This is a genomic window from Brevibacillus sp. 1238, assembly GCF_029892995.1.
Taxonomy (GTDB): domain Bacteria; phylum Bacillota; class Bacilli; order Brevibacillales; family Brevibacillaceae; genus Brevibacillus; species Brevibacillus parabrevis.
Window position 1 is genome coordinate 131,223 of the sequence record NZ_JARXWC010000010.1, and the last position, 12,662, is coordinate 143,884.

Genomic DNA, 12,662 nt, shown 5'->3' on the forward strand with positions numbered 1-12,662 from the left:
ACAGAAAAGGCTTGGCAACGTTTTGCCAGCCTCATTAAAAAGCACCCGCTCTTTTTCAAGAAACGGGTGCTTTGCCTGCTTGCTATGATGGAGTCGTTGTCGGGTTCGATGCTGGTGCTCCGCCGTCCTGTCCGGTTGCAGGCGGAGAAACGATATCGGGAGGTGGTGCCGTAGTCCCGCTATTTCCTGCTGGAACGGCAGGAGGCTGCTGGATGACAGTCCCATTCGGAACTGTCGTCTGCGACTCAGGTGTAGTCGTCTGGCCCGGCTGTTCCGGATTCGCTACATCTGGCGGTGGAGTCGTTCCATCCGTCACGCTTTCCTCGCCCTCTGCGACTTCCTGTTCCGTCGACTTTTTCGTCTCTTCGCTTGCTTTCGGCTTGGCCGAAGCTGCCGACTCCGTCGTTTTCTTTTTGGTCGATCGGTTGCTGCTCGATGCCGACACAGTTGATTCCCCTGATCCCAATGTCGGGGAGTTGTTCAGCTTTGCTACTACATTGCCGGACACGCCCATTTCCGCTTGCAAGGAATCGCGAATCAGATCGAGCTTCTCTTTTTCCAGGAACGTATAGCCGCCTTGCCAATAAGCGCCGTTGTCCAGCGTCGTCAGCGTCGAAGCGCTAAATCCTTTGAAGTCGTACGCGAGTCCCTTGATTTGTTCTTTGGACAGGTCCGTATGTATATGCTTTTTCCCTACGTCCATGATGTTGAAAACTTTGGTCAATCCATCCAGGGAGCCTACCTTGTCAACGACGGCACGAATCACTTCCTGCTGGCGTCGATTGCGGTCGAAATCGCTGGAGTAATACTTGGTTCCCCGATTGTCGTGGCGGTGGCGCACATAGCCAAGCGCCTGCTCGCCATTCAGCTTCTGCAGTCCAGGATTGAGGTTGATGTGCGTATCGTCAGTCGGATCGTCGTAAACGAGCTTGCGGTCGACATTGACCTCGACACCGCCCAGCTCGTCGATCACAGCTTTGAAGCCATCAAAATCGACCGCTACGTAATGTTCGATGGGAATCCCCAAAATTTCGTTCAATGTTTTCTTCGTGAGCGAAATTCCGTCCTCTGTCGGCGTCTGCTTGTTTCGCTCGGCCTGTCTGCGCTCAGCCTCGCCGTTGGCGTAAACCGAGTTGATTTTGTGATAATCGCGATATCCCGGAATTTTCACACGCGTATCGCGCGGGATGGAGACCATCGTCACTTTTTTCGTCTCCGGGTTGGCTACCGCGACAATCATCACGTCCGTGTTCATCGAGCCTGTCTCTGGCCGTGAATCGGAGCCGAGCAAGACGAAGGACATCGGCTTGTCAGAATGATAGACCGGGTCCACATTTTTGGATACTTCAGAGGTAAAACCATTTTCTACAGGGCTCGTTACTTCGTCCAGAGTGTCTTCAATTTTCCAATAAATTGCTCCAGCGACACCGCCGACCAGCAACAGAACCGTCAAGGCGAAGATCGTCAGGAATCTGCGCAGCTTCCGGCTACGGGTTGGCTGCTGCTTCTTCTTGCGCGGAGCAGAAGCGCGTGTTTTTGCAACAGTTTCTGGCATATGTATCAATCTCCTTGTTCGCGCACGCTTTTTGACAAAAGAAAAGGGAGGCACAATTGGGAACAGTGCCACTTAACCAGATGAACTAATATTTTCTTCTGTTGGTAATCATCTGATTCAGGTATTGTACCATAGGATTGTCTGCATTTGTAGAAAAATGTTCCTTTCACGCAAAACTCCCCTACCGTTTTTGTCGATAGAGGAGTTTTTTTCTGTGAAAAACGTCCCGGCATTTTTTGCCGAAAAAAGAGGTGACCGCTTGCGTTGGGCAAAGCGGTCACAATCGGTTTGCTGTTTATTGCAGACCTTTTGGCGCCTGGCTAAAACCTTGCACTGGCCCATCCGGCTGCTTTTGCTTGGAGCGATGCGAATCGCCGCCTTGACGCACGTGGCTTTCTTGCTTGCCGTTCACATCGTTGGACTTCTTTTCCATGTACACTCCTCCTTGGGACAAAATACCCAATTAGTGTACGCCGTTCTATGTACCCTCATTCCCGCTCGAAAATTTGCATCTCTTTTCCAGTAAAAGACTGTTTTCGCTGCATGAGCAGTTCCAGATTGTAAGGGCGATGTTTGTCGCGGCTCATTTCCGCAAGCGCCATTCCGTAGGCCGCTTGTTCCCGCAGCAGGGGCGTCCGATGCTGCGCAAAAAGAATGCCCGCGGCAAAAGCGTCGCATGCCGCTTCGCGAATCGGCGCAGGAGGAGCGGCGATCCAGATCGATTCGGCTTCCCGGCACAAATACAGGCCCGCTTCGCCGCAGTTGATCATCAACTGGCGCACGCCTTGTTCGAGCAATCGTTTCGCGCATACTTCCACATCGTTGAAGGAATGCAGCGATTGGCCGGACAATATTTCTATCTCATCAATGCTCGCAATCAGCACATGCACCCCATGCAAAAAGGGCCGCCATTTTTCCGCCTTTTTCACGGAGACAGGATCGACAGCAACGATTTTTCCCAGCCTGTTTGCCTCTTCCAAAAAGGCGTGCATGACCGGCACGGGCAAGTTTGCATCCATAAACAGACCGGCAGCTTGCGGCAGGCGCTCCATAGCCTGACGGACAAGCTCCTCTGTCCACGCCTCGTTGACTTCCATGTCTGCCACTGCTGTGTACAGCTCTCCGTCGAGATCGCGAATCGCCAAATACCTGCCAGTCGATTTGCCAGCAATCCGCAACATCCCGTGGGTCGATACTCCGCTTTTGGCCGTCACTTGCCGCAGCCATTCCCCGTCAGCATCCTCTCCCACAAGAGCAAAAAGCTGTACTTCTTCCCCAAGCCATCCCAGATTTTCTGCCACATTACGAGCTACTCCGCCTGCCACTTGCTGAACATGCCCCGGATTGCTCGTTCCAGGCAGCAATCTGGCAGAAGTGACTCCTTGCACGTCCACATTGGCTCCACCCACGCATAGCCAGTATTCGGTAATCCCTTTCAGCACTTCGGCACTCCTCCCAGCCTTTTGCTCATGGTCTCGTCCTTCATCTTTTCGACAACGCATTTGCATTTACCTACCGATCCCAAAACTTCATCGTGGAAGACGAAGCGTATATCTCGTCGGCATATTCCATCCAGACAGTGATGACGCCTCCAGCCCATCCGTGCTACAGTGAGAAAAAGTCAACGGCAACTTCTCACTGAACAAGAAGCTGCACGATTTTCCCACTCTGAATAATGGAGATGAACTGACATGAGTGCCACATCGACACCGCTGCAAGCGTCTGGGGCAACAACAGCAGCACCTACCGTGTATCGCATGCTGTTTGCCATCAGTCTCGTTCATTTGCTGAACGACAGCTTGCAAGCGGTCATTCCGGCCTTGCTTCCCATCGTGGAAAAGAATCTGGCGTTGACCTTCACACAAGTCGGCTTCATTCTTTTGGTCATGAACCTGACTGCATCCGTCTTGCAGCCTGTTGTCGGTTACTTCTCCGATCGCAAGTCACAGCCGTTTCTGCCTCCGCTTGCCTTGCTCGTCTCCGGGCTCGGGATGCTCGCTCTCGCTTTTGCAGGCAGCTACTCCTTCGTTCTCGTCGCTGTTGCCTGTGTCGGTATCGGCTCCGCTGTCTTTCACCCGGAGGCGTCCCGTTTTGCGCATCAGGCATCCGGCCCGCGCCGCGGCTTGGGGCAATCGATTTTTCAGGTCGGCGGAAACGCAGGCCAAGCGCTTGCTCCGCTCATGACGATTCTCGTCTTCGCCAATCTCGGCCAGCCGGGAGCGGCCTGGTTTTTGCTTCCGGCGGTTTTGGCAAGCGGCGTTCTGCTTTACGTGGCGCTGTGGTATCGCGGTCAACAAAGGCTGAAAAAAGCCGCTGCCGCGGTCGTGACGTACACGAACCGAAAGCAGCGGCTCGTCGCCTTGTGGCTGCTCATCCTGATCGTCAGCGTCCGCTCCTGGATGAATGCGGGCTATCAGAGCTTTTATCAATTTTACTTGATGTACGTCAAACATATGGATTATTCCAGCGCCCAGCTAGTTGTGTTCGGCTTCCTGCTCGCCGGAGCCATCGGCACCTTTTTTGGCGGCCCTCTGTCGGATCGGTTCGGAAAACGCAATCTGCTGATTCTCTCGACACTCGGCGCGTTGCCGTTGACCTTGCTGACGCCTTACGTCTCCGGCTTCTGGTCTTTTCCCCTTCTGCTCGTAAGCGGCTTCATCATGCTGTCCAGCTTTTCGGTCACCGTTGTTTATGCCCAGGAGCTTTTGCCAGGCAAAATCGGCACCGTGTCCGGCTTGATTATTGGCTTGGCTTTCGGCATGGGCGGCATGGGTGCTCTCGCTTTTGGCTACCTGGCAGATATGTTCGACCTTGGCTTCGTCATCACCCTCTGCTCGGTGCTCCCGTTAATTGGTCTGGTCGGATTTTTGCTGCCGAAAGACAAAACCTTGCAATCGTGGGTGCAATAACAGCACGCTTTTGCGTCAAAAGAAAAAACCCGAGGAGCGATTCCTCGGGTTTTGTTTTTATACCAAGACGCCAGTCGGCACACCCAGCAAATGGGCAATCGCTGGCGGATACAGCTCAGGCGTGCTGTACAGACGCCAGTTGCCATCCTCGCCTTTGCCAAACACGCCGGAAATCATCCAGTCAGGCGCCAGCACGTCTTTTCCGTCAGCAGCGATAGCCAACGTGATTTTTTCACCATCAGGACGTTTGGCAACCCAGCCGTTTGCGGCTGTATCCAGCAAGAGCAGCGTTTCCTCTGCTACTTCTTTCGGAGCGGAAGTGTTGCCGTACAAGTTCTGATTGGCTTCCTTTTCCAGTACGCCACGCAAACGGTATGCTTCTGGCAGCGTCTCTTTCAGCTCTGCCAGCAAAGACTGCATGTTCGCGTACAAGGCACTGGCTCCTTGCTTGTCCAGCCACTTGAAGAATGCGGTCAGAACAGACAGCAGGTTTGTTGCCAACGTTTTCGTCGCAGCATCTGCACGGGTAAAAATGTCATGAACGAGGAAATAAGCAAGCTCCTCCTTGCGCAGCTGCTCCCAGGTAAACGCAGGGCCAAACGCGCCTCTGACAAAAGAGCGGAAGTTGTTCATAACCTCATCATATTTTTTGACCGTAGCTTCCGACTTGCCTTCTGTCATCTCTTGCACGAAGCGATTGATGTCAGCGAGTCGGTCAGGATGCACGGTGTACACACTTTCTGGCAAGCCTTCGATCAATGGTCGGTTGAGCAGGTTGTTCACGTGCAGGCTGGCATTGGACAGGCTCAGGCGCGGACGGAGCATGTCCATCCGAATGAAACGGGCAATGCCTTGTCCTACTTTGTGATCCTGTTCCATTTGCACCAGGAGGCTTTCCAGCTTGGCGTGAAGCTCTTTGCTGTCTGACGCCGCCACCAAAACAGGAGGCAGGTCGTCGAGCGCATCCTGCGGGTTCACCAGCCATTTTTCCGCAAAATACGTCTGCACAGCCCATTGCAATACTTTTGGCGGCAATGTCGGCTGGCTCGTAATGAACAAGGTTCCTTTGGACAGTCTGGAACCAGTCGAGGTCAGGACGCGAATCTCTTCCTCTTTTTCGTAAGCGAGCAGCAAAAGCAGCTGCGCCACTTCCTCCAGCTCCGAAGCGTATCCTTCCAGATACAGCTTGTCGCCTTCCAAAATTGCCTCTGCCTGCACTTCATACAGTTCAAGCAACGCATCTTTCAGCGCCGGGAACAGATGCTCTTCCTTGCGTGTCGCATATACCCAGATTTCCTTGGCGCCATCGGACTTTTTCAGCTCGAAAGCTGGATTGGCCTCGATCGCTTTGGAAAGCTGATCGCGATTGGGCAACACATACGTGCGGCGCAGCAAGGTGCCTTGACCAGATGCTGGCTGTTCGCTGCCTGTTTCTGTCCCGCCGAACTGAACGATGAAACGGTACAGCTCCGTCGTATACACTCTTTTGCCCGCGTCTTCTGCCGCATGCTCCACTTCCGGATGCTGATTCAGCCATTCCAGCAAGCTTTCTTTGACATGCGGCTGCAAAATGATGCTGCCGGAAAAGAGCATGTTGCGCAAGCCGAGGTTCAACAGGCGACCGACGATCATCTGGCCTGGCATGACATTCAGGCTATTGGAACGCAAAATGTAATGCTTTTCCAAAGTGAGCGGATGTTGAACCGTCATGACATCGCGGTCTACTTCCGTGATCTCGTATACGTTCAGATGCAAGCCTGCAAAAGCACGACGGAGGTCAGGCTCCATCCGGCGGCCGTGCTGCTTGATGTAGTTCTCCAGCAGCGTGCTTCCGCCTGTTCTCACATCCAGGACACACCAGTTGAAGAAATGCGCAGCCCACTCTGGACGCGTGACTTCTTCTTCGGTCAAGCCCACTTCTGCTGCAAAACGGCTGCGCGCTTCGGAAATGGTCTCGCTGGTGACATTGCCACCTACGAAATGGTTCAGACGCTCGACCCAGCCTGCATATTCTTTCTGCAATTTTTGTTCATGACGGCTGCGCAGTTCGGTAATCGGTGTAACGACTCCGCAGCACTTCTTGTATTTTTTTCCGCTCCCGCACGGGCACAGTTCGTTTCTTCCTACTGACATAGAGGGTTTGGATCTCCTTTCCATCCCACGCGGCATGCGCGGGGAATCCTACACAATCCCCCTATATTACCGCATTTTCCATCATGTGTTCAAGTGTTCTCGTTTTGGCTCATGTGCGATTCCCACATCGCCGTTGCCTTCCCACTGGGAAATAAACAGCTCCAGACGGTTCATCAAGCGGACGATGCGCTGCTTTTCGCTCATGCATGTAGATATAGCAGAGAGCTGGTTGGCGGCAAAAAGTTCCACCACTTCCCGCTCCATGTCTTGAAGGCGAATCCGATAACTCGCGATGATGTCGCGCAGCAAATCAAATCGCTGTTCCAACCGGATCATGGCCTCAAGTTTACTCATTGTTGCTCACTGGTTGCCAGTACTTGCTGAATGCCAAGTACGATTTGCTCATGCTTATGTTTCTCTTTCATCAGCACTTCTATAGCTTGCATATTGCTTTGTTGGAAATGCGCGACGACTTCCTGGGACATCTCCTGATTGCGGCCTTCCAGGCGGCTGATTGCTTCTTGCAGCAATTGTTGTACTTCCTCCAGCACTCGTACATTCGTAGCGTTTGTCATGTTCGTTTCCTCCTTGGTAAAAATTGTTTCTTCTTGTTTCGGTTCCTGATGCAACGGGCTTGCTGTTTCGGGTGCAACTTCCTCTGTTTCATTCTCGATGACGGCTATCGATTCAGAAGAGTCCGCCGCTGCGATTTCTTCCGCAGCCAGCTCCTCATCGGTTTCCTCACTGCGAACAATGATATACAGCGTTTCTCCCTCGACCCGGAATCGGTCATCCAGCAGGGGCAGAAAAGCGGCATCCCCGGCGATCCCCACCTCTTGCTCCAGAAAATGGACAAGCGAGCGGGCAGCTACGTGCGTGATGCCGTTATCCCGGCAAAAATCGTAGACTTGGTCGTTTGCCTGCGTCCACTCTGCCAGGAACCATCGGTCGTCGCCTTGATACTGAACAAAGCGAGGGTCGCGTTCCAATTGCAACATGCGAAGGATCTGATTCCAGCCAAACTGCGTCTGACGGCGCAACTCAGCGACGATCTGTTCCAGCTTTTTAGGCGTTTGGGTATCGCGCAAAAAGCGGTGCGCCAAATCGTACACCTGATGCGGCTGGTAAGTGATCTCCACGATCGCCTCCGAGCTGGCAATCCGTACAGGCGACTGCTCCATCTTCAACACTTTATCAAGTAGTGTCGCGCTATCCAGATCCAAAAAAGCCGTCAGCTCATTCACTTCCATCCGGGAGCAAATCTCCGTACGTGGGAGGGAGCGCTCGCCGGACCGGAACACCTTTTTGACAATACTTGGTAGGGTATAGGTTGGCCGTTTCATGCACTTTCTCCTTCTCGTGATCGGCATTTTTGCCAAATCAAATGGGAATCAAGAAGATATTCTACAAAAAGCAAAAAAATCCTACTAGCTGTGAAGTGTTTGTCTATTTTGAAAAGAAAGGCATGGGACAATCCATGCAAACAACCCGGCAGCACACAGCCACGCCGGGTCGTTGCCTGTTTTGGTTACTCGGTCAGCTCACGCCAGTTGCCCGCTACTTCGCCTGTTTTGGCTTCCACCTGCAACGCTTCCGTATCCGCCGTCGGCACATACGCGAGCTGCGGAGTGGCAGCTGTCTGCCCGCCGATCTGCGGATAGAAGTACGCAAGGCGCAAAGCAGCATGCTTCAGCAACATCTCTTTGGCTCGCTCCTGACCGATGACCCCTTGTTTGTCCAACGCGGCTGGCATCGCGGCTGTTTCGTTCACCTTTGCTTTGACGACGTTCCCTTTTTTCGCGTCTACTTCGATGGTAAACAGCGGAGTTTTCGCGCGGATTCCATTGGCCTCGGGATAAAAATCGTACTGGTAGAGCGGCCGCACCACATTTTGATCGGCCCATCCGGGCAAGTAGTCAACCGGGCGGGTTTGTTTGACCACAAAGCTCTGTTCCCTGGACAACAAATTCGTTTCTGCAAAACGGAGGGCCAACGCTTTTGCTTCATCTTCACTCAGCGGTTTTTCCCGTTCGCTTTGGGCCGAGCCATCCAGGGAAAAGGCAAGCAATGACTTCGATTTCCGCTCTACCAGCACGGAGGCACTCTGGTACATTCTCGCGTTCCACTCGTACAGATCGGTGTCGCGTTTCTTTTGTTTCACGGATGGGGCCTCGAATGTCAGGCTGCTCATTTTCAGCGCGAAGTTCTTCGCAAGCCACTCTTCCATTTTAGTGCGATCGCCCCAGCTTGAGTTGCCAGCGGTTCCTTTCAGCTTGACGGTTTCCGTTGCCGTGACAGTGACTTCCGGGACGATTTCTCCGGTCAGGGCATCCACAACCGGGAGCTTGACCGGCTCGTATACGAGCTTGCCCGCAGCGGTATCGTAAACAAGCTGCACGTCCAGGTCATTGCCCCACGCGCTCGCCGCCTTTTCCAGAGCGATCGCTTTTTTCGGGTCAGCTACCTCCGTTGCCAGTGGAAGCTTCTTTTTCTCTTGCCAAAAGTGCACAATCTGTCCCGAAGCATCGATATAGGCGCGACCCATCTCCTTTTTCACCCAGACGCCGTTGAGCACCGGATAAAACGGCACGACTGCCAGGCGGTCGAGTCCCGCTTTCCGCTCTGTAGAGAGCATGGGCTGTGTCGCTATGACGATATGGTCAGGCACGTTCTCGCGAATAAAATCCGTCAGCTTTTTGTAGGTTGCTTGTTTGTCCCACTTTTGCTGATCACGGTCGGCGCCATTCAGTTTTAAGGAAGTAATGTTTCCATCTGCATCGACGACGAGATCGAGAAAAATATTTGCGGTAATCACGCTTTTTCGGTCGGACAGAGCAAGGATCGTCTCGGACTTGCTGCCTTTTCCGATCGCATCGACGTGCAGGTCGGACAAAAGCGGCACGTAATCTTCCTTCAAATCGACCAAAAGCTTGCGTATATCGTCAGGCAGCGGAATGACTTCGAGATCAGATTTGCCGTCATAGGCATAGACAGGTGCCGCTGTTCCAATCGCAGCTCCCGGCACGGCGAGAACTGTCGCCACCAGCATTACTTCAATCATTTTGCTGCTTTTTTTCATAGCAAACTCCTCCTTTGCAAGCCAATCTTGTAGTAAGACGGTACAGGAAGGAAAAGGTTTCAGAAAATTTGTTCGGCACAAAAAAGCCAACTGCCTGATTCGAGCAGTTGGCTTTCTGGTTTTGGTGCTTTTCCTTTTTCATGCTGCCAGATGACGATTAGTAGCCTCGCCAAACTTTTCGTCTGAGCACACCTGCGTACGCCCACTCGTCTTCCTCGCCCATGTCGGCGAGTGTTTGCCCGAGTGCGTTCATTTTGCTGTCGATCTGGTCCAGGTAATGGAACAAGACAGCCGTCGGAGTCTTGCCGGATACGGCGCTTCCCCAGCCGTTCTCCACTTCCCCATGATGACTCAAAATGCAATGTTTGAGATGAAGCACCTCGGCGTCTCCGAGCGGAATGTCCAGCTTGCGGCAAATGCCGCTGACCATCTCGACGCCCATCACCAGATGGCCGATCAGCTGGCCTGGCGTGGTGTAGTCCGGCGCAATCGGGTCTGACAGCTCGTACAGCTTCCCGATATCGTGCAGGATGCAAGTGGCGTAGAGGACATCTCTATCGACCTGCGGATAGAGCGGAAGCAAGCTTTGCGCCGCTGACAGCAAGGAAACGATATGTTCCAGCAGTCCGTGGTAGTAATTGTGGTGCATTTTTACCCCTGCCGGGTACTGCCTCAGCCGCTCGCTGATTTCCTCCGTGGCCAACGCCTCGCGGATAATCGCTCGCAGCGTGTCGCTTTTCAAGCTGTCTACCGTCTGCATGAGCTTCGTCCACAGCTCGTCCACCGGAACCGGGGATACAGGGATCAGCGACTCCATCAACACTTCATCCGATGCGGCTGCCGGGCGAATGCGCTGGATCACCAGCTGCTTTTTCCCGCGGTACATCTGGACGGCGGCGTCGATTTTCACCACAGATTTTACGGCGATCCACTCTTTCATTTCAGGGCTGACATCCCACAGCTTGGCCATGAGCGTGCCGGAGCGATCTCCCAGCTCCAGATTCAAATACTCGCTCTGGTTGCTCGCCACGCCAGCCTCTTTGCTTTTCACCAGGCAAAAGGCGACGACTCTCTCTCCCTCTTGATAATCCAGCAAATATTTTGTCATTCGTGTCCCATCCTGTTTATTTTTTTCGGAACAGTGTCTCTTCCAGCTTTTTCACGATTTTTTTGCCAACGAGGTCATCTGCCGACTTCACGACCTTCGTAATGACACCGAGCAAGTCTTCCTTGCCATTCCAATGCTCGCGCACGATTTTTTCATCCACGTCCACCAAAATTCGCCGCAGGGCGTAAACTGCCAAAACGACGTCGTCCAAAAGCCCGACGCCGCCGACGAGCGCTTCCGGGATAAAATCGATCGGCGTGATGAAATAAGCGACCGCCACCCCGGCAATCGCCTTGGACTGAACGCCTACCCGCTTGTCCAGAAGCAGACGGGCGAGCAGCACGAACAGATCCGGCGCCAACAAAATATAGTTCGCTGCCGTGTCATTGACGCCTTTGTCTTTGATGAAAGCTTCGATTTTGGCCCGCAGTTTGTCGTAGAAACGCTGATGCACCTCGGGTAATTGTAGCGGAACCAACTGCTCAGGCTCGCGAATCACTGGCAGGTTATTGTCTTGCCGATTCTCTTCACTCATTGCATTCCCCTCCGTTTTTGTTTCTTCAAACTTGCCCGATGCCGCAAATAAGACCAGCCGGCAATGATTGCAAACAATGCGATAAAGAATATAGCCAGATTGCGCGAGATGAGATCGAACAGTTCATCCCAGCGCTCTCCCAACTGCCAGCCCAAGGTGACGAACAACAGGCTCCAAAACAGGCCGCCCGTATACGTGTACAGCAGAAATGTCGGAAACGGAAGTCTCGTAATTCCCGCGAAGTAGGCGGTAAACTGTCGCACGCCAGGGATAAAATAGCCGAGCGGCAGCGCCCATTTTCCTACCCGATTGAACCATTCTTCCGTTTTTTTGTAGACGGTGTACCCCATGCCGAGCCGCTTCCCGTACTTCTCTAAAAAAGGGAAGCCCAGCTTTCGCCCGATCCAGTAGGCCGTCGTCATCGCTGATATCGAGCCGAGAAAGCAGACGAGAAAAGTAGGCCAATAAGCCAGTTGACCTGTCGAAACCAGAAAACCGGAAAAAACGAGCAGCGTTTCTTCTGGCAGCGGCATCCCCAAAATTCCCAGAAAAAACAAGCCAAACAAGGCTCCGTATCCGTATTGCGCAATGTAGTCGCCAAATGTAGTCATCACTTCTGCCATAACTTCCACCACTTTTCTTGCGGGTCTGCCCTCTCCATTATGCCAAAAGATAGCAGCATTCACAAATGAACGCTCCTCTCGGTCGGCGTGGACAAAGGGGTATCAATTTTTGCCAGGAGAACTGGACATACTTGTGTTAATTGGCTTCCCCCAAGCGAAGCCTTTTTTGGGAAAAACAGAACATGAGTTCAGACAAAAGAGAGGCAACTATGTGGAACAAACTGTACCGCAAACTGAAATTCGAATACTACAAGCTGATCAGAATGAAAGGGGCGCCTTCTTTTGTCGCCCGCGGCTTTTCCGTCGGGATTTTTGTCGAGTTCATTACCCTGCCCACCTTCGGCCTCGCTTTTTTGCTGCTCTTTCCGCTGGTCAGGCTGTTTCGCGCTAGCCTGCCTGCGGGTTTGATCGCGTTTGTCATCGGAAAACTCGTGCTGCCTATCTTCATGGTCGTGAACTACAATATTGGGTACGCTTTTGTCGGAAAACCGTTACAGTCTCCCCCCGCCCCTCCGCACGAAGCGTGGCCGCAATGGCTTGTCTGGATGAAAGAAAAAGGGTTGGCCTACTTCACAGGAAGCGCGATTATGGGCATGGTCGTCGCAGTCGCCAGCTATTTTTTGGTACATGGCGCTCTTCTGATGTATCGCCGGAAAAAACTGCGCCGCTCCGTGACCCACGGCCGCACCTCTCCCTGAAAATTCGGCGGCTCCACCGCTT

Annotated in this window: 12 protein-coding genes; 2 read left to right on the forward strand and 10 right to left on the reverse strand. The window is 53.1% G+C overall.

Translation table 11 applies throughout. From position 1 onward, the window contains the following. Positions 1 to 82: 82 nt before the first annotated feature. From M2298_RS20760 to M2298_RS20770, 3 genes are all read right to left on the reverse strand, one after another. Positions 83 to 1,555: an LCP family protein gene (locus M2298_RS20760; RefSeq protein WP_173597790.1), complete on the reverse strand. Its 1,473-nt coding sequence runs from the start codon at positions 1,553 to 1,555 to the stop codon at positions 83 to 85. A 295-nt stretch (positions 1,556 to 1,850) separates the two neighbouring features. Beyond that, positions 1,851 to 1,988, reverse strand: a complete 138-nt coding sequence (locus M2298_RS20765; protein WP_167470311.1) for a hypothetical protein — start codon at positions 1,986 to 1,988, stop codon at positions 1,851 to 1,853. 55 nt (positions 1,989 to 2,043) lie between these two features. Next, complete coding sequence (locus tag M2298_RS20770) at positions 2,044 to 2,997, reverse strand: carbohydrate kinase family protein (protein ID WP_122964798.1); 954 nt, start codon at positions 2,995 to 2,997, stop codon at positions 2,044 to 2,046. Between the two features lie 249 nt (positions 2,998 to 3,246). Here M2298_RS20770 and M2298_RS20775 point away from each other — a divergent pair, with 249 nt between their 5' ends. Further along, on the forward strand, positions 3,247 to 4,464 hold the full coding sequence (locus M2298_RS20775) for an MFS transporter (protein ID WP_122964797.1): 1,218 nt from the start codon (positions 3,247 to 3,249) through the stop codon (positions 4,462 to 4,464). A gap of 57 nt (positions 4,465 to 4,521) precedes the next feature. Here the strand turns inward: M2298_RS20775 and M2298_RS20780 are convergent, their stop codons facing one another. The 7 genes from M2298_RS20780 to M2298_RS20810 all read right to left on the reverse strand — a co-directional run bounded on the left by M2298_RS20780 (position 4,522) and on the right by M2298_RS20810 (position 11,942). Then, positions 4,522 to 6,597: a YecA family protein gene (locus M2298_RS20780; protein ID WP_173597791.1), complete on the reverse strand. Its 2,076-nt coding sequence runs from the start codon at positions 6,595 to 6,597 to the stop codon at positions 4,522 to 4,524. A gap of 81 nt (positions 6,598 to 6,678) precedes the next feature. Then, positions 6,679 to 6,951, reverse strand: a complete 273-nt coding sequence (locus tag M2298_RS20785) for a hypothetical protein (RefSeq protein ID WP_063230068.1) — start codon at positions 6,949 to 6,951, stop codon at positions 6,679 to 6,681. After that, positions 6,948 to 7,940, reverse strand: a complete 993-nt coding sequence (locus M2298_RS20790) for a hypothetical protein (RefSeq protein WP_122964795.1) — start codon at positions 7,938 to 7,940, stop codon at positions 6,948 to 6,950. The genes M2298_RS20785 and M2298_RS20790 overlap by 4 nt, the downstream gene beginning before the upstream one ends. A gap of 185 nt (positions 7,941 to 8,125) precedes the next feature. Then, positions 8,126 to 9,676 (reverse strand): YcdB/YcdC domain-containing protein, encoded by a 1,551-nt coding sequence (locus M2298_RS20795; protein WP_217023099.1) that lies wholly within the window; start codon positions 9,674 to 9,676, stop codon positions 8,126 to 8,128. 157 nt (positions 9,677 to 9,833) lie between these two features. After that, entirely contained in the window at positions 9,834 to 10,784 is a 951-nt protein-coding gene (locus M2298_RS20800; protein ID WP_122964793.1) for a 3'-5' exoribonuclease YhaM family protein, read from the reverse strand. Positions 10,785 to 10,800: 16 nt separating this feature from the next. Further along, the gene (locus tag M2298_RS20805; protein WP_122964792.1) at positions 10,801 to 11,319 is read right to left on the reverse strand and encodes a YkvA family protein; all 519 of its coding nucleotides are present in this window, start codon (positions 11,317 to 11,319) and stop codon (positions 10,801 to 10,803) included. Then, positions 11,316 to 11,942 carry a DedA family protein gene (locus M2298_RS20810; protein ID WP_122964791.1) on the reverse strand — a complete coding sequence of 209 codons (627 nt, stop codon included), beginning with the start codon at positions 11,940 to 11,942 and terminating at the stop codon, positions 11,316 to 11,318. The genes M2298_RS20805 and M2298_RS20810 overlap by 4 nt, the downstream gene beginning before the upstream one ends. A gap of 209 nt (positions 11,943 to 12,151) precedes the next feature. Here M2298_RS20810 and M2298_RS20815 point away from each other — a divergent pair, with 209 nt between their 5' ends. Beyond that, the gene (locus M2298_RS20815; protein ID WP_173597793.1) at positions 12,152 to 12,640 is read left to right on the forward strand and encodes a DUF2062 domain-containing protein; all 489 of its coding nucleotides are present in this window, start codon (positions 12,152 to 12,154) and stop codon (positions 12,638 to 12,640) included. Positions 12,641 to 12,662: the final 22 nt, after the last annotated feature.